Genomic DNA, 21,058 nt, shown 5'->3' on the forward strand with positions numbered 1-21,058 from the left:
ACACTCCCGAGTCATTGTAAGTGCTTACTTGCTTTTACTATACCACAATATGTCTGCGTTGTTCAAAGAAATTTCACTTTTTCATCATATTTCCGTCAAAAATAAACGAAGATCAGGGGTTAGCGGACTTGTAATCGTCAAAATGAACATCTGCGCCTATCGAATAAACGCAAAATATGGCGGTTTTATGACTTTGCCGTCTATATGTTGTAGGAGCGGGAGTATCCTAATTAGTTTATGCCGATAGCGCATCGCGTATGCCGGCCCTGCATGAAAAAACCCCTGATCGTATTTCGATCAGGGGTTGGGCTAACTGTACTGCCCGCTGCAAGCTTGTTTAGCTTAATCTGTCCACCAACGTTTAAGGTCTTGCCACCACGAGTGGCGTTTCGCCGCTCCAGCGCCGTCGTCCTTGCCTGTGCCGCCTTCTTGTCCAGCGGATGCAGGAGCTCCGCACACTTCCGTCGGCTCCGTGCCGCTAATGAACGTCTCCAGTCTGCGTGTTGGACAAGTGTCGAGCGCCAGCTTGCCGCTCTCCGGTTCGATATAGACGTTCACGACGCCCGCCGGGATCGGGAAGATCTTCGGCGGTACAGTCGCTAGCGACTGCTCCGTGAACCGCGCAAAGATCGGCGCGGCTAGATGCGCCTCAGCTACCGACAAGGTGCGATCCTTGTCATAGCCGACCCATACCGCGGTCGCAAGCTCCGGCGTGTAGCCGACCAGCCATGCGTCGGCAGCCGTTGTTCCCGTCTTGCCGGCGACGGGACGCTTTATTATAGAAGAAACGCGGTAGCCGGTGCCGCCCTCGTCGAAAACACTCTCCATGAGGCTGGTCATTACGTAAGCCTCGGCAGGCGATATGGCTTGCTGGCTCTGTTGCTTCGCTTCATATATAAGGTTGCCCTTGCGATCTTCAATTTTGATGATCGCGACCGGCTCGGTATGGACGCCCGCATTCGCGAACGTACCGTAAGCGGAAGCCATCTCGAACGGACTGACGGGGAACGTTCCGAGCGCAAGGGAAGGCACGGGCTGCATGTTGCTCTTAATGCCAAGCTTCCTTACCGTATCGATAACCTTGTCGGCTCCGACGGTCATGATGGTGTTAACAGCGTAGATATTATCTGATCCTGCGAGTGCCCGCCGCATGTCGATGAACTCGTTCGCGTATTTGTCGTTATAGTTATGCGGCTTATACGTTTTGCGCCCTTCATCGAATGTGAAGATGGTCGGTTCGCTTTTGAAACGGGTCACCGGCGTCATATAACCGCTTTGCAACGCGGTCAAGTACAGGAACGGCTTGAACGATGAGCCGGGCTGACGGGTCTGCGCGAATACACGGTTGAACTGGTTCGTCTTATAATCACGTCCTCCGACCATCGCCTTAATATAGCCGTTGCGCGGATCGATAGCGATGAGCGCCGCTTGCTGCTCGGATTTGGATGGCATCGTCTTCTTGATCGCATCCTCGGCTGCTGCTTGCGCTTCTGGATCGAGCGTCGTATAGATCGTAATGCCGCCTTCGTTCAGCAGATGCTCGTCGATGCCAAGCTTATCGACCGCGACCGAACGGATATAGTCACGGAAGTACGGGGCGAATCCTTCGCTCTGCCCGGCTTCAAGCGACTGGAAGTTCAGTACTTCAGCATAGGCGCTGTCGGCCTGCTCCTTCGTAATCGCTCCGCCCTCCATCATCGCATGGAGAATGGCGTGCTGCCGATCCTTCGCGTTCTTCATATCGAGAAAAGGCGAATAGTATTTAGGTCCCTTCGGAATGCCGGCGAGCATGGCGCTTTCAGCTAGCGACAGCTCCGACGCATGCTTATCGAAATACATTTTGGAAGCTGCCTCAATGCCGTAGGAGCCGTGTCCGTAATAAATTTGGTTCAAGTACATGCCAAGAATCTCGTCCTTGGAATAGTTCATTTCGAGCTGCACCGTATACATGGCTTCCTTCATCTTGCGCTGCCACGTACGCTCATGCGTCAGATACAAGTTGCGCGCGAGCTGCTGCGTCAGCGTGCTGGCGCCTTGTCGTGCGGACATGCTCTGCACGTTGACCATGACGGCTCGCGCCATGCCCTTCACGTCGAAGCCGCTATGGTCATAGAAACGCCGGTCCTCAATGGCGAGCGTTGCTTCGATTACGTAATGCGAAATATCCTCGAGCTTAACGGAGCGTCGATTCTCTCCCGCGTGGAACGTATCGATCACGTTGCCGTTCAGATCGAGCATCTGCGACGTCTGACTGATGCTCGCAGCTGGCAGCGACTGCGTTCGCAAGAATATAAGAAGTCCGCCGGCGAGCGCGGCAAAGATGGCGAACAGGACGGCGGAACGCTTCAGCCATTTTTTCATATGGAGTATTTGAGGGAGAAATCTCTCGGCCAGTATCGGCATGGATGGCAAGCGGCGCGGCTTGACCGGTCGTTTGGAAGTCTTAGTCACGTAAGCGTACTCCCTTCAGCGAAAAGCTTCACTTTTCCTTAGTATGGAAAAACGAAGAGGTCGCTATTCATTAGGGGAACGTGGAAGGGGAATTAATTTGCGTGCATTATGGCAACGATAAGAAAAAATTCTATTGAAGTCAGTCATTTCGAAGATGAGCGACCGCGCCTCTATTGAAGTCACTCGAAGGTACGGGGATTTCGCGAAATGTTAAGCTGGCCGCATCACCCATAGAAATACTTGTAGCAAAGGGCAGTTTTTACTATAATACAGTGTGAACTATTGAAGGAAAGAAGGGATTCATCACGATGGAGTTGTGGTATACGGAAAAACAAACCGAAAGCTTCGGCATTACTGCTAAGATTACAAAAACGTACGTAACCGAACAAACGGACTTTCAACAGCTTGATATGATCGAAACCGAAGAGTTCGGCACGATGCTCGTACTTGACGGCATGGTCATGACGACGGTGAAGGACGAGTTCGTATATCACGAAATGGTCGCCCATCCTATCCTCTACACGCATCCGAATCCGGAGTATGTTCTTGTAGTTGGCGGCGGTGACGGCGGCGTTATCCGTGAGGTGATGAAGCACCCGCAAGTGAAAAAGGCCGTTCTCGTTGACATTGACGGCAAAGTTATCGAATACTCCAAAAAGTATTTGCCGACGATCGCAGGCGAGCTCGACAACCCGCGTGTCGAAGTGCTTGTGAACGACGGCTTCATGCATATTCACGATCACAAAAACACGTACGACGTTATTATGGTCGATTCCACTGAGCCTGTCGGCCCTGCTGCGAACTTGTTCACACGCGGCTTCTACCAAGGCATTTACGACGCGCTTAAGGAAGACGGTATTTTCGTTGCACAGACAGACAATCCTTGGTTCAAGGCAGACCTGATTCAAAGCGTGAACAAGGACGTGAAGGAAGTATTCCCGATCGTACGCGTATACGGCGCTAACATTCCGACTTACCCGAGCGGTCTGTGGACATTCACGATGGGCAGCAAGAAATATGATCCGCTTCAAGTGGATGAGGCGTCGATTCCAGAGATCGATACGAAATATTACACACCGCGCTTGCACAAAGCGGCATTCGTATTGCCGAAGTTTGTGGAAGACCTTATTAAGTAAGCGAACGGCTGTACGACTGCAGCTTAGAAAGGATTACACTCATGAAATTAGATCAAAAATATTCCGGCAACGTATTCATCTTGAGCTCGGAGGATTATGAAGCCTCCAAGGCGGTCATCTACGGCATGCCGATGGATTTCACGGTCAGCTTCCGTCCTGGCTCGCGCTTCGGTCCTCCGCGCATCCGCGAGGTGTCGATCGGCCTTGAGGAATATAGCCCGTATCTCGACCGCAGCTTGGAAGATATAACGTATTTCGATGCAGGCGACTTGCTGCTGCCATTCGGCAACGCGGCGCGCAGCCTTGAAGTGATCGGGGAATTCGTAAGCGGCGTGCTAGCTGACGATAAAATGCCGGTAGGACTTGGCGGCGAGCATCTTGTATCGTGGCCGATATTCCAAGAGGTATACAAGAAATATCCGGATCTGGCGATCATCCACTTCGATGCGCACGCCGATCTTCGCGAGTCGTACGAAGGCGAGCCTTTGTCCCACTCGACGCCGCTTCGCAAAGCGGCAACGCTTATGGGCGGCAATAACATTTATCAATTCGGCATCCGTTCCGGTTCCCGTGAAGAGTGGCAGTATGCTCGAGAGAACATCAACTTCCACCCGTTCGAGGTGCTTGAGCCGCTGAAGAAGGTGCTTCCTGAGCTGGCTGGCCGTCCGGTATACCTGACGATCGACATCGACGTGCTTGATCCGTCTGCTGCTCCTGGTACAGGTACGGCGGAAGCGGGCGGCATTACGTCGAAGGAATTGATCGAGGCGGTTCATGCAATCGCTCGTTCCGGTGTGAACGTCGTTGGTTGTGACCTTGTCGAGGTGGCACCCGCTTACGACCCTACGGAACAGACGCAGATCGTTGCGGCGAAAGTGATCCGCGAAATGCTGCTTGGCTTCATTAAATAACGAATGAATCATATATTTATTAAGAAGCTGCCATGGATTCTCGTATCCGTGAGCAGCTTCTTCTCGTTATTTCTCTTCTTTTGCCAACAGGAGAAGGACCGGTACGCTTCGATTAACGAGGCATGCCGGTCCTTTTTATTGATCATTTTATTAGAATTGGCCTCGATCGAACATGCGGCTGCGCGCATAAATGAAAGCGCCCTTCGCCAGCTTGCGGGCTTGCTCTTCGTCGCCGGCAAGCAACGCGTCGTAAATCGACTTGTTCAACTGATTGGCGGAATAGTGCTTAATATGCGGCGTCAGCTTGAAGTTAATGTAAGAAGCCATCGTAATTTTGTCCACGTACATATCCAGCTGCGACGTCATAGCGGTATTGTTGATGGACGATACGAGCGTCCGCATGAACAGCATAGAGTTGTTGATATAGGTATAATAATCACCCGCTTGCTCCGCCTCGAATTGACGGTTCAAATACTCCTTCAGCAATTCCATCGGAATATGATTTTCCCTTTCGCTTCGAACATCAATGGCATAGACGACGAGCGCCAAGATGGCCTCGTACATATCAAGCAATTCCTTGCCGCTTACTTCCTTCACCAGCACGCCTCGATTTTTAAGAGCGACGACGAACCCTTCCGATTCCAAGTGCGTTATGGCGTTGCGGACCGGTGTCCGGCTCATCTGCAACTCCTCGGCAAGCTCATTCTCTGACAACAGCGTGCCGGGCATGAGGTTGCCGCCGACGATTCTTTCTCTTAATTTCGTATAGGCCGTATTCACAAGCGATTGCGATGCCATGGCGCATATTCCTCTCGAATTCATAGTTCTCTAGAACGGATTAACATCATCTTAACAGTCCATCTTTCGTCTTCGCAACACGATTTCGAAATTAACAAAATCTCAAAATAGCGCAAACATTCCATTGACACTTTTCGAACATTGCATTGACATTCAACTTGTATCCTAGTTGTGTACCACAGTAGAGAAAGCGTGAGAGAAGATGCGAGGAATGCTAAAATAGCGCCCGCGACAAATTAGGAGGATGTACTGTGCTGAAGAAGATGGGATTACCGATTGCTCTAGTAATTACTGCGTTAATGGTGGTGCTTGCTGGGTGCGGACAGAACGCTAACAACAACTCTGCTGAAGTAAACGGCGGCAATGGTGGAAATGGCAGCAATAGTAGCAACAGCGAAGCGGAGACAGCGGTTGAAAGTGAATGGCCGGACGTGCTGCGAATCGGCAGTCTTCCAATGGAAGACGGTGAAGCTTCCCGTAACGCAGATCAATTCGCGAAGGATCTTGGCGAATATTTGAATATTAAAGTAGAAACGTTCGAGGGCGAAGATTACAACATGATGATCGAAGCGATGCGTTCCAAAAAAATCGACATCACGACGTACGGCCCTTTCGGATATATTATCGCGACTGAGAGAAGCGGAGCAAAGCTTCTCGCGGAAATGAGCAACGGACCAGGAACGGAAGGAACGAGCGTTATTATCGTGCCGAAAGACTCCCCCGCTCAATCGATCGCCGATTTGAAAGGCAAGAGCTTCTTGTTCGCCGACCCGGCGTCCACGACGGGCCATCTGTATCCGCGAGCTACGATTATGAAGGAATTGGGCATTACGAACGAAGAGGTCGACACGTTCTTTAGCAACGTATCGTTCTCCGGCGGCCATGATAAGTCGTTGCTTGCGATCGCTAATGGCGATGCCGACGGCGCTGCAACATGCAGCCAGTGCATCAAGATGATTGCTGACGCCGGATTAATTAAGGCAGAGGACGTGCGAGTTATTGGCGAATCCGAGCCAATTAAGGGCGGCGGCGCACTTTCATACCGCGGCGATCTCCCAACGGATCTTGTCGAAAAAATCCGTGAATTCGCACTCGGCTATGCCGAGAAAAATCCGGAGTACTTCAAAGCGCTGGGTGTAGCTGGCTTCTTCCCGGGTGAGGAATCGGATTTCGACGGCGTTCGCGAAGTAGCGAAGCTGCTGAATATGTCGCCGGAAGAGATGTTGAAGTAAGTAGAACGTAATAGCGCTAACAACAAGCGCGCGAATATAAATGAGTGATGAAGCGGAGGACAATGGAAATGACATTGCTGCAGGTTGAGAACTTGAAGAAGGTATATGCAGATGGAACGGCAGCGCTGAACGGTATTGACTTATCGGTGGAGGCAGGTGAATTCATCGTCGTCATCGGACCGAGCGGAGCGGGCAAGAGCACGCTGCTTCGCTGTTTGAACCAAATGGTCCAGCCGACGTCGGGCAAGGTGCTGTTCCAAGGAACGAACACGACCGGCGTAAGCGGAAGAAAGCTGCGCGAAATTCGTCGAAGCATGGGGATGATCTTCCAAGGCTTCAATCTTGTCGAGCGATTGTCTGTGCTCACCAACGTTCTTCACGGCAGACTCGGTTATATGAGCGCGTGGCGCGGTGCGTTTGGTCTGTTCACGAAGCCGGACGTAGCGGAAGCGACCCGTCTGCTACAGCGCATCGGGCTCGGCGAGCAGATCCATAAGCGCGCCGATGAGCTTAGCGGCGGACAGCAGCAGCGGGTAGGCATTGCCAGGGCGCTGGCGCAGAAGCCGCAGCTTATATTGGCAGATGAGCCTATAGCGAGTCTAGACCCGGCTTCATCGGAAATCGTAATGAACAGTCTTTATACGTTCTGCAAGGAGGACGGCATTGCTTGCTTGTGCAATCTGCATCAAGTCGATGTCGCCAAAAAGTATGCGACGCGCATTATCGGCATCTATAAAGGTACGAAGGTGTTCGACGGTACGCCTGAACAACTAACGGATGAGATGATCGACTTTATCTATAATCAGCATAACGATAAAGCAAGCGATATATCGGAAGCCGATGCTAGACTGGCTCGCGCCCTCAAGAAGGAGACGGCGTAATGATGAAGGCTGAACAGCTGCAGAGAGTACGCCGCGGCAAGCGGAATCAGCTTATTCTATTCCTTGCCTTTCTTGCGGCATTAACGGTATGGTCGGCAATCGGGACGAACTTTACGCCTAATGCGCTATGGAGCGGAATCGGCGACGGGGCGAGATTCCTGTTCGTCGATCTTATGCCGCCGAAGACGGCGGAGCTGCCGAGTCTGATCGGCCCGGCTCTGGACACGATATATATGAGTTTCGTCGCTATGGTTATTGGCGCGCTTATCGCCAGCGTGCTGTCTATTTTTGCCGCAGCTACGACATCGCCACATCCGGTGCTGCAAGTGGGCATGCGGGCAGCATCCGCAATGCTTCGCAACGTGCCGGTTATTATATGGACGATCCTGCTCGTTGCTTCCTTCGGGCTGGGCAAGCTAGTCGGAACGATGTCGCTTATTATCGTTTCTATCGGCATGCTTGTCCGCTGCTTCGCGGAATCGCTCGAGGAGATCGATATGGGTCAAGTGGAGGCTCTCCGCTCGACGGGAGCAAGCTACACGCAAGTCATTACGCAAGCGGTGCTGCCGCAATTTCTGCCAAGCCTTATTGGATGGTCGTTATTCAATCTGGAGATTAATGTTCGCGCATCGACTATTGTCGGCATGGTAGGCGGAGGCGGCCTTGGTTTCACGATACAGTCGGGACTAAAGCTATTCCAGTACAAGGAGGTCAGCATGGCGGTGCTGCTCGTGCTGGCGATTGTACTGGCAACTGAGTTTTTGACAAATCGGATTAGGGAGCGGATCATCTAATGGCTACAGCGGCACACACAGGGCAAGCGCCTAAGAACGGGACGCTGCGCGCAAACGGCGAGCGGCGTAGACGGAGCAATCCGCTCCGATGGTATGGATGGTTCGGTGCGGCGTTTTTCGTGTTCAGCCTTATCCAATTACAACTTGATTACAGCCGCATTCTGCCGGGTATTGCGAAGTTTACGAAGACGGCCGGGCTTATGTTCCCGCCGGATGCCTCTCAATGGAAGCATGTGTTGCTGGCGGCAGTGGAATCGATTCAAGTAGCCATTCTGGGAACGGTAATCGGCATCATCGTCGCGTTTTTCCTGGCATTTCTTGCAGCCGACAATATTGCTCCTAACCGTGCCCTCAGCTGGTTTATCCGCAGCTTTGCTTCGCTCCTTCGAGCGATTCCGACATTGATTTGGGCGCTTATCTTTATCGTCGCGGTCGGCATGGGTCCCTTGCCAGGCGTGCTTGCGATCATGGTGCATGCGATCGGCGGACTCATTAAAGTGTTCTCCCAATCGCTCGAGGAGGTCGATGAAGGCGTTATTGAAGCAATGCGCTCAACGGGCGCAAGCTGGCTGCAGATCGTGCTGCAAGGTGTTTTGCCATGCGCGTTGTCCGCGCTACTGGCGTGGTGCGTCATGCGCTTCGAGGGTGATCTTGCCGAATCTACAATATTAGGAGCCGTTGGCGCAGGCGGGATCGGCTTTGAGCTGACGCATGCGATGCGCAGCTACCATTTTGACGAAGCATTGTTCGTTGGATTAGTTATTTTCATGATGGTGTTCAGCGTTGAGCTGGTGTCCAACCGATTGAAGCTGAGGATGCGCAAGCGGGCTTAATGGGGCGATATTTTGTCGATTCCTAAGAGTTGGTAAATGAGAGTGACAATTCAGAATTTTTAAATTATTATATTGTTCGAAGAGATTATAGATTGTCCATCATGAGCTGCAGCATGGCTTTTGTATATAAAGAAGCTTCAAGGCTTGCGCCCGTCGCAGGCCTTTAGCGAATTATTGGACAAGGAGTGAAGGGAATGCAATTGTATCAATCGAAGTGGAAGCGAACGCTGTTCGCCGTCATTTCCTTCAGCCTGGTGTCGCTTCCTTATTCGGTAGCGGCCGAGGCGGATGGAGAAACGACGGTTCAACTGCGGATCATGGAGACGTCGGACATTCATGTCAATGTCATGAATTACGACTACTTCTCCGACAAGTCAACGGATGAGTACGGGCTTGCGAAGACGGCCACGCTCATCAAGCAGACTCGCCAAGAGTCGCCGAACAGCCTGCTGTTCGACAATGGCGACCTGATTCAAGGCAATCCGCTCGGCGATTACATCGCCACCATCGACCCTCTCCAGCAAGGAGAGACGCATCCCGTATACAAAGCGATGAATTTGCTTGATTACGATGCGGGCAATCTTGGCAACCACGAATTCAACTACGGCCTCGAATACTTGAACACTGCGCTTGCAGGCGCAGACTTCCCTTACGTGAACTCCAACATCTATGTCTACGACGGGGACGCCGACGAGACGAACGACAAGAACCTATTCACCCCTTATTTGCTGCTAGACAAAGAAGTGAAGGACAGCACTGGAGCGGCGCATACGCTTAAGGTTGGCGTCATCGGCTTCGTGCCGCCTCAAATTACGCAATGGGACAAAGCCCATCTCGAAGGCAAAGTGGTAGTGAAAGATATCGTAGCCACTGCGAACAAATATGTGCCGGAGATGAAGGCCAAGGGCGCGGATATCGTTATCGCCATTCCGCATTCGGGCTTTGAGGATATTCCGCAAACGCCGCTCATGGAAAACTCCGTTCTCTATTTGAGCAAGGTTAGCGGTATCGATGCCATTCTGTTCGGCCATGCGCACAAAGTATTTCCTGACAAGTCGTTCGAAGGGAAAACAGGCGTGGATCTAACGAAAGGCACGATTAACGGGGTAGCCGCCGTTGAGCCTGGCTTCTGGGGCAACAACCTTGGTATTATCGACCTGACGCTTCAGCAGAAGGATGGCAAGTGGGTCGTTGCCGATTCCAAGTCTTCCGTGAAGCCGATCTTCGATACGGTTAACAAAACGCCGCTTGTCGATGCCGATCCTGCGATCGTAGAAGCCGTGAAGGACGATCATCAGCATACGCTTGATTATATTCGCGGTCCGGTCGGTCAGACGACGGCTCCGATCAATAGCTGGTTCGCCCTCGTACAGGACGATCCATCGATTCAGATCGTAACGAACGCGCAGAAGTGGTACGTCGAGAAGCAGCTTCAAGGAACAGAATATGAAAATATCCCGGTACTGTCGGCAGGTGCGCCATTCAAGGCCGGAGGCCGCCAAGGACCTAACTATTACACGAACATCGACAAGGGCGATATCGCGATTAAGAACGTAGCGGACTTGTATCTGTACTCCAATACCGTTAATGCGGTACTCGTAATAGGTGCAGAAATCAAGGAATGGCTGGAATGGTCGGCTGGGCAATTCAATCAGATCGATCCGGCTAGCACGGCGAAGCAGGACTTGGTTAATTACGACTTCCCGACCTACAACTTCGATGTTATCGACGGCATTACTTATCAGATCGACGTAACGAAGCCCGCGAAATACGAGGCGAATGGCACGCTTAAAAATGAAGGGTCAAGCCGTATTGTCGGATTGCAATTCGAGGGCAAGCCGATCAAGGCGGATCAGAAGTTCGTCGTGGCATCGAACAACTACCGCGCTTCGTCGAGCAAGTTCGCTAATCCGGATGGCAAAAGGATCATTCTCGCTTCCCCGGACGAGAACCGCCAAGTCGTAATCGACTACATTCGCTCGAACAAAACGATCAACCCGTCCGCAGACGGCAACTGGTCGCTTGCACCGATTAATGACAAGGTCAACGTGACGTACAAGACTTCTCCGGATGCGAAGTCGATGGACGAAGCGCTCAAATGGCTCACGTACACGGCTACGACGGAAGACGGCTATGCCGAGTTCAAGCTCGACTTGAAAGCTGCGACAACATCTACGAAACCGGAACAACCTAAGCCAGAGCAGCCGAAGCCAGAACAACCGAAACCGGAGCAACCAAAGCCGGAAGCGCCTAAGCCTGCCCCGGACGTCACTTACATCGTGAAGAGCGGCGATACGCTTTACTGGATTGCGATCAAACACGGCACAACGTGGCAGAAGCTGGCGAGCTATAATAAACTGGCAAACCCGAATCTCATCTACCCAGGTCAGAAGATCAAGATTCCTGCCAAGTAACATTTAACGGTTGAATAGGACGTTTTCCGCTAATGATAGAGCGGGAAACGTCTTTTCTTATAACTGTCCATTTGACTGCGTAAAAGAGGCTGTCGATTAACTGTGACTAACCAATTGTTGTACGATATATCGTATAAAACAACCTTACGGATAGACCAAATGAAGGTTTTTGATCGAAAAATCGTACAAAATCATCGGCTGTGTAGATGGATTAACCACTTTTATATGATAAATCGTATAAGTTTGATAATTTACATCTTGTATAACTGCTCTTGTGTGAAAAATCATATAAATTGAGATCTTATCTAATTGGTTAACAATTAATCGACAGCCTCCAAAATCCACTCCACGTTCCAATTCAGCCGAAATCAACTTACCCACAGTTTCCCACATGTTGTGCACCGATTGTTGATAACTTTGTGGATAACTAAACCATTTACGGCTAGCTGGAGCTGCTTAACTATGGTACGTTTTATAAACTAGGTTAGAGAAGGATGGCGATGTAACGATGCGCATACATTCATTTCCCCCAGTCATCGACGGGCGCGCCCGCGTCCTCATCGCGGGTACAGCTCCGAGCGTGAAGTCGCTGGAGCATGGGCAATTTTATGGTCATCCGCAAAATTACTTTTGGCGGATTATATACGGTCTATTCGATGCGGGCGCTCCCGATTCGATCTATGAGAACMGGCTTCATTTTCTGCAGGAGCATAAGCTTGCCGTATGGGATGTGATCGAATCTTGCGTGCGGGAGGGCAGTCTCGATGTGAATATCAAGGAAGAAGTTCCTAACCGTTTCCCCGACCTGATCGCCGATTATCCTGAGCTTCGCTGTATTGGCTTCAACGGTACGAAGGCTTACGACACGTTTCGCAAATACTACGGAGGCCATGAGAGCTTCCGCGACGTGGCGCTCATTAAGCTGCATTCTTCCAGCCCTATACCAACGAAGCATATGCGAACACTCGAGGATCGGATTGAGGCATGGAGAGTAATTATGCCTTTTATAGCGGAATAAGATGGCCTCGGCGTTGAAATAAATAGTCTTCCTGTATATAGTAGTTACATACGATTAGACTGATATTAGGAGCAAGCACGGAAATGGGAGACAGCAGGAAAGTACGGATTACGCTGACGAGCACGCAGGACGGGAGCTCATTTAACCATAGCTATACCGGGGAATGGTTCCGCAAGGAGCGGTCGATCTACATCCGATATGCGGAAGCGGCAGATAACGACAATCCGGGTGCAGGCGAAGTGCGGACGCTTATTCGTTATCGTCCGGAGGAGCTGTCGATCGTGCGCCGCGGCGTTGTTGAATCCGAGCAGCTGTTCACGGCCGGACAACGGCGCACAGGCCGCTACCGCTCGGCTGCTATTACCTTCGAGCTGGAGACGGATACGTCGAAGCTGGGTCTTACAGGCGCCGGCGGGGCAGCGAATGTGGACGAGCACGGTTTGCCGACCGGGCTGCCATTCACGCTGGAGTGGGCATATGAGATGCGTGTAAATGAACAATCATCGGGTCGATTCGACATTCGACTCTATATACAGGAGGATACTTATTAATGAAAGCTAATGCGCTTGATCAAATGTATGAAAAGGTAAAAATCGCGATTGCCGATGCGGCGGTAGCGGCCGGCTTGGCAGCCAGAGAGGAAATGCCCGTATTCGTGCTTGAGGTGCCGAAGGACAAGTCCCACGGCGATCTGGCAACGAACGCGGCGATGCAGCTGACGAAGCTGGCGAAGAAGAATCCGCGCCAAATCGCTGAGGCGATTATCGCGCATCTCGATACGGAGAAGGCGTCGATTCAATCGGCGGAGATTGCGGGTCCCGGCTTTATTAACTTCCGTATAGAGAAAAGTTATTTATATTCGGTTATTAGCGAAGTGCTGGAAGCGGGAGATAACTACGGTCGCACATCAGATGGCGGAGGTCAGCGCGTACAGGTCGAATTCGTGAGCGCGAATCCGACAGGCAGCTTGCATCTCGGCCATGCCCGCGGAGCGGCGGTAGGCGATGCGCTCTGCAACGTGCTCGACTTTGCCGGTTATGAAGTGACGCGCGAGTACTACATTAACGATGCGGGCAAGCAAGTTGAGAACCTTGCCGTGTCGATTGAAGCGCGCTACCGTCAAGCGCTGGGCCAATCGGCGGAAATGCCGGAGGACGGCTATTACGGCGAAGATATTATCGGCTTCGCGAAGCTGCTGGCCCGGCAAGAGGGAGACCGTCTGCTATCGCTTCCGGACGAGGGACGATTCACGTTCTTCCGCAGCTTCGGGCTAGAGCGTGAGCTGGATAAGATTAAGCGCGACCTCGGACGCTTCCGCGTCGGCTTCGACGTCTGGTATAGCGAGACGTCGCTCTATGAGAGCGGGCAAGTAGAGCAGGGCCTAGCAGCTCTGAAGGCTTCCGGTCATGTCTATGAAGAGGAAGGCGCAACGTGGTTGTCCACGATGCCTTTCGGCGACGACAAAAACCGCGTTCTCGTCAAAAATGACGGTTCTTACACGTATTTGACGCCGGATATCGCTTACCACCGCAACAAGTATAGCCGCGGCTTCGATCGGATGATCAACATTTGGGGTGCCGATCACCATGGCTATATCCCGCGCGTGAAGGCAGCTATGGCTGCGCTCGGCAACGACCCGGCGAAGCTGACGGTATTGATTGCGCAGATGGTCAGCCTGTTCCAGAACGGCGAGAAGATGAAGATGTCGAAGCGTACCGGCAAAGCGGTAACGATGGAGGATTTGATGGACGAGGTTGGCGTCGATGCGATCCGTTACTTCTTCACGATGCGCAGCATGGACTCGCATCTTGATTTCGATATGGACCTGGCGATCTCGACTTCGAACGAGAATCCGGTGTTCTATGTGCAATATGCGCATGCCCGTATCTGCAGCATCTTCCGCCAAGCGGAGGAGCAAGGCGTTGCAAGCGGCGCTGTTGACACGAGCAAGCTGAACTTCGCGAAGCTGAGCGCCGAGTCGGAGTTCGATCTGCTGCGCAAGCTCGGCGAGCTGCCGCAAGAGATTACGGAAGCGGCTGCTCAGCATGCGCCGCACCGGTTGATTCGTTATGTGTACGAGCTGGCCTCGCAATTCCACAGCTATTACAAAGCGGAGCGGGTCATTACGGATGACGCGGAGCAGTCAGTTGCCCGTCTAGCGCTGCTTGGAGCCGTACGCACGGCTATTGCGAACGTGCTGCGCCTCGTCGGCGTATCCGCTCCAGAGCGGATGTAGTACCTCTTCTAACGTGAAAACAAGCCGCAGAGGCTAGGTCTTCTCTACGGCTTGCAATATACGCATCACATCGAGCTCGCCGATTGTTCGGCGGGCTTTGCTGCCTCTTAGGGGCTGTACGGAACGTTTGATAATTGCTTTGATATCGGTTGGCGAGAGGCCGGGCTTCAGCGCAAGCAGTAAAGCTATAGCTCCGCTGACATGCGAGGTAGCCATCGAGGTGCCGCTCATTTCGTTGTATTTGCCCTTCAGCCAGGTGGATACGATCTTTTCGCCGGGCGCATAAACGTCGATGTAGGCACCGCGGTTACTGAAGGGAGCGATGCGGCGCATCTTGTTCGTGGCGCCGACCGCAATGGTCTGGGGATAGCGGGCGGGGTAATCGACCGAACGCCGCTTGCCGTCGTTGCCGGATGAGGCAACGATAATGACGCCCGCGTTGTGCGCGTTTATTACCGCGTTAAGCAATGCCTTGCTTCTTGTTTTCATACCGAAGCTCATATTGATAACATCCATGCGGTTTCGGACGCACCAATCGATGCCGAGTATAATATCTGATACGAATGCGCTCCCATTGTGATCGAATGCTTTGACGGGAGAGATAAGGGCGCGCGGCGCAACGCCAATCATGCCTTGAAGCTGGTTGGCTGCGGCAATCGTGCCAGCGATATGTGTCCCATGTCCGTTGTCGTCATGAGGCAGCAAGCTGCGGTTCAGCAGATTAATGCCGCGAGACAACGATTGCCTCAGGTCGGGATGGTTGAAGTCGATGCCAGTATCGATGACGCCGACCTTTACCTTATGGCCTGTCGTTGCTCCCCATGCTTGCGGAGCTTTTATTTGTTGAACACCCCAGGGTATTCCTTTCTCAATGGAAATCGACTTTTGAGCTGGAGCGGCGTGAACGCTTATTTTGCAGTCTTTCTCAATCCAGACCCGCCCTGAGAATTGCTCGAGCGTCTCCCCGGCTGGCAGCATGCAGGAGAGGCTGCGTATAATAGACATTTGTTTTACCTGCTTTAGCGGCGATTCCGCTGGAACATCGGATAACTGCTGCAGGAAGCGTCGGTAGTCGCTCACATGGTGGAAGCGAACAATGCGCTTCGTTGCGGTGGGATCTGCGCAAGCCATCGTGTCTTGCAACGAGCGGATAAATGCGGCGGTGTCCAAATTTGGCTTCCCTCCCGACGGACGATGCTGAGGTATTGTATGAGCAATCGCACCCGTCGGCGTGAGCAACTTGCCCTTTTTATCATAAATAGGCGAGAAACCGTGTCAAATTCCGTCGCTGGACATAGTATGAACTAGGAGTTCTCAGGGGCTCTTACGTCACCGTTATGCATCAGGCATTTGGTGTCGGACGGATACAGTCAGAGCGGAGGGAGTAATCCCTTCGCTTTTTGCATGAACGTCCAAGCTGTGAGTTGTCTTACGCCCATGTGGAGGTCCCGCCGGATGGTGTCAGGAGCCGCTTCGCTATGCCGCTTGCTTTTTTGGACGAAATAGGTTTTACTATACTGTGATAAGCGAGCAATGAATGTGTACATAAATAGATTGGCAAGAAAGGATGTGTCCATATGAGCAGCAGCAATTTTACGTTAAAGCTGGATCCTGAACGTATGAAGGAAATGCCTATGGTCGATTTGGCGTTCGAAGTTCTGAAAGCAGCGAATACGCCTTACTATTACCGTGATCTCATGATGGAGATCGCTAAAATACGCGGTCTTTCCGCGGAAGGTATTAACCAATTCATCGCCCAAGTGTACACGGAGATCAATATTGACGGCCGTTTCGCTTGCGTAGGCAGCAATATGTGGGGACTGAAGCGCTGGTATCCGGTTGAGCGTTCCGAGGATCCGGTAGGCAATGCGAAGCGTACGCGTATTATTAATGACGACGACGATGATGATGACGATCTGTTCGCTGACGAGGAAGAAGATACTTACGCAGCGGAAGAAGAAGATTACGATGTATACGACGAGGACCGCGAAGACTTCGAAGAGGCGGAAGCCGAAGAGGAAGTTGACGAGGAAGTCGTTATCGATGACGAAGAGATTGACGAGGAAGAAGTCGAAGGAGAGCTGGAAGCAGACTCCGAAGACGACGCCGAAGAGRAAGACGAAGAATTTGAAGACGAGGACGACAAGTAAACTGGTCTTAGAATTCCATGCGAAACGTCAGATGTTGCCGCTTATGGCCAGCAACATCTGTTTACGCTTGACAGCGCCTATAACGGCGGAGTAAACTATTGCATGGGCTTAAGATTCGGTTAACAAATAACGCATATTTATATGCCAATTGGAAAAAGTGCCCCGTGGCTACGGGTGTCACTTTTTTTGTTTGTGAGGGATGCGTCGGCAGGATATATTCCCACAAACTGGATGGACAAGCGGAAGGTATCCGCATCCATGTTTATCGAGTAAATGGGCAAACCTAAACATTAACCATAGGAGCTTGGAGGGTAACATCACAGTGACCAAATATATATTTGTAACCGGCGGCGTAGTATCGTCCCTGGGCAAAGGCATTACCGCAGCGTCGCTCGGTCGTTTGCTGAAGAACAGGGGTCTGAAAGTAACGATTCAAAAGTTCGACCCGTACATTAACGTAGACCCGGGAACGATGAGTCCCTATCAGCATGGCGAAGTGTTCGTCACCGACGACGGCGCAGAAACGGACCTCGACCTTGGGCATTATGAGCGCTTTATAGACATCAACCTGTCGAAGAACAACAACGTAACGACAGGAAAAATTTATTCCAACGTAATTACCAAAGAGCGTCGCGGCGACTACCTCGGCGGCACGGTTCAAGTTATTCCGCATATTACGAACGAAATTAAGGACCGCGTATTCCGCGCAGGCAAAGAAGCGGGTTCGGACGTCGTAATTACAGAAATCGGCGGTACGGTCGGCGATATCGAGAGCTTGCCTTTCCTTGAAGCGATTCGTCAGATTAAGAGCGACATCGGCCGCGACAACGTGATGTATATCCACGTTACGCTTATTCCATATATTAAAGCTGCAGGCGAAGTGAAAACGAAGCCGACCCAGCATAGCGTGAAAGAGCTGCGCAGCATCGGCATTCAGCCGAATGTCATCGTATGCCGTACGGAATATCCGCTTGCTGAGGACTTGAAACGCAAGATCGGTTTGTTCTGCGACATCGATGCGAATGCAGTCGTAGAATGTCTCGATGCATCTACACTATATGAAGTTCCATTAATGCTTCGTGAGCAAGGTCTTGACGATATCGTCGTCAACCACCTGAAGCTGACAACGAACCAACCGGACATGACGGAATGGGAAAGCCTTGTTAAGCGCGTGAAATCGCTTGAGAAGACGACTGAAATCGCCATTGTCGGTAAATACGTTGCACTTCATGACGCTTACCTCAGTATCGTGGAATCGCTTGGCCACGCAGGTATTGATGCGAACTCCGAAATCAAGCTTCGTTGGGTCAATGCGGAAGAGCTTACGGATCAGAGCGTAGCGGACAAGCTGCAAGGCGTTCACGGCATTCTTGTGCCTGGCGGCTTCGGCGATCGCGGCATCGAGGGCAAAATTTCGGCTATCCGCTATGCCCGTGAGAACAACGTTCCGTTCTTCGGTATTTGCCTTGGCATGCAGGTTGCTGTTATCGAATACGCGCGAAATGTCGTTGGACTTGCTAGCGCGAACAGCTCTGAGATTAATCCATCGACACCGTATCCGGTTATCGATCTGCTTCCGGATCAGAAGGATATTGAAGATATGGGCGGCACGATGCGCCTTGGTCTGTACCCTTGCAAAATCGTACCAGGCTCGCTTGCAGAAGAAGCTTACAACGATGAGCTGGTATACGAGCGTCACCGTCACCGGTATGAATTCAACAATGAATACCGCGAGCGTATTGAGTCGGCAGGATTGCGCATTTCCGGCACTTCGCCAGACGGCCGTCTCGTTGAGATGGTAGAGATGCCTGATCACCCTTGGTTCTTGGCTGTTCAGTTCCACCCGGAATTCACGTCCAGACCGAACCGTCCGCAACCGCTGTTCCGTGGATTCGTACACGCAGCGCTTAAATATTCCGAGCAATAAAGTTGCTTCGACCTTGCCGTACCTATGACGGCAAGGTCGATTTTTCGTTTATTATTGGGTTTATGTAATCGTTGCCTACCCAATGCTGCATCATTTACCACCATCCTACAAGTTTTTCAGTGTAAGAGAAGGATTATTTACCCACCTCAGCGAATATATTAGCGATTATGGAAGAGTTGGCCAATTATTGGGCTGAGCTCAGTTGCGGGGGGAATTAGCGTTGGAGAAGAAGAAGGTATTGATCGTCGATGATCAGAACGGCATCCGAATATTGCTGATGGAAGTATTCAGCAGCGAAGGCTACGATACGTTTCAGGCGTCTAACGGCAAGCTGGCTTTAGAAATCGTCAAGCGAGATGCTCCCGACCTCGTATTGCTGGACATGAAGATCCCTGGCATGGATGGACTGGAAATTTTGAAGCATGTGAAGACGATTAATCGCGATATTAAAGTTATTATGATGACGGCCTACGGCGAGCTCGACATGATTAAGGAAGCGACCGATCTCGGTGCCTTAATGCATTTTACGAAGCCGTTCGACATCGACGAGATGCGGATTGCGGTTAATGCAGAGCTGCAAGGCGGCAGCTCTTCGAGTCGATTCGCTATCGGGTCATAAATCGTTTTTACGAACGGCATCGTCGCTTGTTAGCGGCGATGCCGTTTTTTTAAGATTTCTAATCATGTGTAGGATTCTGCCGTTCTGATTGGGATGTAGCCTCTACTAATACGCTTGCGCGCTTCCTTCACCCTCACCGGAAGGAGTTTTATTCACTATTCCGAAACGCATTATGGTATAATGGCTCAGAATGACGTTTGGCAGCGCGTATAGAGAGTTTGCTTACCGCGCGAATGGTCGCTGGAATATCATATCCAAGCTGTTAAGACGACAGCCAAGCGTAAAATTAGGAGCATAGGACAACATTCCGCCTTATTGAGTTCGGCGGTTTTCCTTTGTTCTCTTCCAATCCACGGGAGGATTAATATATTGATGGAGAAATTGATGATACGCGGTGGACAGCCGCTGCGGGGCACCGTACAGATTAGCGGGGCGAAGAACAGCGCCGTTGCGCTGGTGCCGGCATCTATACTAGCAGAGTCTGAAGTTGTACTTGATAATTTGCCGCTTATTAGCGACGTTGCTGTATACAGTGAAATATTGCAAGAGCTTGGAGCAGTCGTATCGCGGGATAATGATATGATGCGGATTGACCCTACCCATCTGAAGGCCAAGCCGATGCCCAATGGCAAGGTGAAGCTGCTTCGTGCTTCCTACTATTTGATGGGCGCAATGCTTGGCCGTTTCGGCGAAGCGACGATCGGTTTGCCGGGAGGCTGCAACTTCGAGCCAAGGCCAATCGATCAGCATATTAAAGGCTTCGAGGCGCTTGGCGCCACGGTTACGAACGAACAAGGGTCTATCCACATTTCGGCCAAGGAGCTGCGCGGCGCGAAGATTTATTTGGACGTTGCAAGCGTTGGCGCGACGATTAACATTATGCTGGCGGCCTCACGGGCCAAAGGATTAACCGTCATCGAGAATGCAGCCAAAGAGCCTGAGATTATTGACGTAGCTACTCTCCTGAGCGCTATGGGTGCGAAGATCAAGGGTGCAGGAACAGAAACGATTCGGATTGAAGGGGTCGAGAGCCTGCACGGCTGCCGTCATTCCATCATTCCCGATCGAATCCAAGCCGGTACGTATATGATTGCCGCTGCTGCAACGCGCGGCGATGTCTTGATTGACAACGTCATTCCTAAGCATCTCGAAGCGATGACTGCAAAGCTTGAAGAGATGGGTGTCGAGGTGCATGAGATGGATGAATCGATCCGCATTGTTGGATCGCATGAGTACTCACCCATTGATGTAAAGGCGCTTGTCTACCCGGGCTTTCCTACCGATTTGCAATCGCCGATGACGACGCTGCTAACGCAAGCCAAAGGGGTTAGCATTCTTACGGATACCGTATATGGCACACGCTTTAAGCATGTTCCTGAGCTCTCTCGTATGGGCGCGAATATACGGGTCGAAGGACGATCGGCCGTTATAGAAGGCGGCAGATTGAATGCTGCGAAAGTGAAGGCTGCCGATTTGCGTGCAGGAGCTGCGCTTGTTGTAGCGGCATTGACAGTCGAGGATGGTATTACGGAAATCTCCGGAGTGGAGTACATTGATCGAGGTTATGACAATCTAGTCGAAAATCTAAGACGTTTAGGCGCAGATGTATGGCGTGAGCAAGATACTTCAGTAGAAGACTAACTAGCAGAAGCAGGGGC

General features: G+C 51.6%; 17 protein-coding genes. 14 read left to right on the forward strand and 3 right to left on the reverse strand.

Going from position 1 to position 21,058, the window contains the following annotated elements; genetic code table 11:
- Positions 1–342: 342 nt before the first annotated feature.
- Complete coding sequence (locus AB4Z33_RS22370; RefSeq protein ID WP_442052031.1) at positions 343–2,361, reverse strand: transglycosylase domain-containing protein; 2,019 nt, start codon at positions 2,359–2,361, stop codon at positions 343–345.
- Between the two features lie 398 nt (positions 2,362–2,759).
- On the opposite strand from AB4Z33_RS22370, the gene speE reads away from it, so the two are divergent.
- Together speE and speB are read left to right on the forward strand one after the other, a co-directional pair.
- Positions 2,760–3,587, forward strand: a complete 828-nt coding sequence (gene speE, locus AB4Z33_RS22375) for a polyamine aminopropyltransferase (RefSeq protein WP_337102260.1) — start codon at positions 2,760–2,762, stop codon at positions 3,585–3,587.
- 41 nt (positions 3,588–3,628) lie between these two features.
- Positions 3,629–4,498 (forward strand): agmatinase, encoded by an 870-nt coding sequence (gene speB / locus AB4Z33_RS22380; protein ID WP_442052010.1) that lies wholly within the window; start codon positions 3,629–3,631, stop codon positions 4,496–4,498.
- Positions 4,499–4,648: 150 nt separating this feature from the next.
- Here speB and AB4Z33_RS22385 read toward each other — a convergent pair whose 3' ends face one another.
- Positions 4,649–5,296: a GntR family transcriptional regulator gene (locus AB4Z33_RS22385; protein ID WP_442052011.1), complete on the reverse strand. Its 648-nt coding sequence runs from the start codon at positions 5,294–5,296 to the stop codon at positions 4,649–4,651.
- Between the two features lie 251 nt (positions 5,297–5,547).
- Here AB4Z33_RS22385 and phnD point away from each other — a divergent pair, with 251 nt between their 5' ends.
- The 8 genes from phnD (at position 5,548) to argS (ending at position 14,704) form a co-directional block, all read left to right on the forward strand.
- Entirely contained in the window at positions 5,548–6,528 is a 981-nt protein-coding gene (phnD, locus tag AB4Z33_RS22390; RefSeq protein WP_442052012.1) for a phosphate/phosphite/phosphonate ABC transporter substrate-binding protein, read from the forward strand.
- 68 nt (positions 6,529–6,596) lie between these two features.
- Positions 6,597–7,409, forward strand: a complete 813-nt coding sequence (gene phnC, locus AB4Z33_RS22395) for a phosphonate ABC transporter ATP-binding protein (protein WP_442052013.1) — start codon at positions 6,597–6,599, stop codon at positions 7,407–7,409.
- Complete coding sequence (phnE, locus tag AB4Z33_RS22400) at positions 7,409–8,203, forward strand: phosphonate ABC transporter, permease protein PhnE (RefSeq protein WP_442052014.1); 795 nt, start codon at positions 7,409–7,411, stop codon at positions 8,201–8,203. The genes phnC and phnE (AB4Z33_RS22400) overlap by 1 nt, the downstream gene beginning before the upstream one ends.
- Complete coding sequence (gene phnE / locus AB4Z33_RS22405) at positions 8,203–9,036, forward strand: phosphonate ABC transporter, permease protein PhnE (protein WP_442052015.1); 834 nt, start codon at positions 8,203–8,205, stop codon at positions 9,034–9,036. Before phnE (AB4Z33_RS22400) ends, phnE (AB4Z33_RS22405) begins: the two co-directional genes overlap by 1 nt.
- 194 nt (positions 9,037–9,230) lie before the next feature.
- On the forward strand, positions 9,231–11,450 hold the full coding sequence (locus AB4Z33_RS22410) for a bifunctional 2',3'-cyclic-nucleotide 2'-phosphodiesterase/3'-nucleotidase (protein ID WP_442052016.1): 2,220 nt from the start codon (positions 9,231–9,233) through the stop codon (positions 11,448–11,450).
- Between the two features lie 508 nt (positions 11,451–11,958).
- Entirely contained in the window at positions 11,959–12,468 is a 510-nt protein-coding gene (locus tag AB4Z33_RS22415) for a DNA-deoxyinosine glycosylase (protein ID WP_442052017.1), read from the forward strand.
- Between the two features lie 83 nt (positions 12,469–12,551).
- Entirely contained in the window at positions 12,552–13,019 is a 468-nt protein-coding gene (locus AB4Z33_RS22420; RefSeq protein WP_442052018.1) for a DUF1934 domain-containing protein, read from the forward strand.
- Entirely contained in the window at positions 13,019–14,704 is a 1,686-nt protein-coding gene (gene argS / locus AB4Z33_RS22425; protein WP_442052019.1) for an arginine--tRNA ligase, read from the forward strand. Before AB4Z33_RS22420 ends, argS begins: the two co-directional genes overlap by 1 nt.
- 33 nt (positions 14,705–14,737) lie before the next feature.
- Here argS and AB4Z33_RS22430 read toward each other — a convergent pair whose 3' ends face one another.
- A complete protein-coding gene (locus AB4Z33_RS22430; RefSeq protein WP_442052020.1) occupies positions 14,738–15,874 on the reverse strand; it encodes a S8 family peptidase in 1,137 nt (378 codons plus the stop codon).
- 407 nt (positions 15,875–16,281) lie between these two features.
- Here AB4Z33_RS22430 and rpoE point away from each other — a divergent pair, with 407 nt between their 5' ends.
- The 4 genes from rpoE to AB4Z33_RS22450 all read left to right on the forward strand — a co-directional run bounded on the left by rpoE (position 16,282) and on the right by AB4Z33_RS22450 (position 21,041).
- Positions 16,282–16,854 carry a DNA-directed RNA polymerase subunit delta gene (gene rpoE / locus AB4Z33_RS22435; protein ID WP_442052021.1) on the forward strand — a complete coding sequence of 191 codons (573 nt, stop codon included), beginning with the start codon at positions 16,282–16,284 and terminating at the stop codon, positions 16,852–16,854.
- Between the two features lie 322 nt (positions 16,855–17,176).
- Positions 17,177–18,781: a CTP synthase gene (locus tag AB4Z33_RS22440; RefSeq protein ID WP_442052022.1), complete on the forward strand. Its 1,605-nt coding sequence runs from the start codon at positions 17,177–17,179 to the stop codon at positions 18,779–18,781.
- Positions 18,782–19,001: 220 nt separating this feature from the next.
- Entirely contained in the window at positions 19,002–19,400 is a 399-nt protein-coding gene (locus AB4Z33_RS22445) for a response regulator (protein ID WP_337102246.1), read from the forward strand.
- Between the two features lie 372 nt (positions 19,401–19,772).
- Positions 19,773–21,041, forward strand: a complete 1,269-nt coding sequence (locus AB4Z33_RS22450) for a UDP-N-acetylglucosamine 1-carboxyvinyltransferase (protein WP_442052023.1) — start codon at positions 19,773–19,775, stop codon at positions 21,039–21,041.
- The last annotated feature ends 17 nt before the right edge of the window (positions 21,042–21,058 follow it).

Source organism: Paenibacillus sp. 2TAB19 (assembly GCF_052115185.1).
Lineage (GTDB): Bacteria > Bacillota > Bacilli > Paenibacillales > Paenibacillaceae > Pristimantibacillus.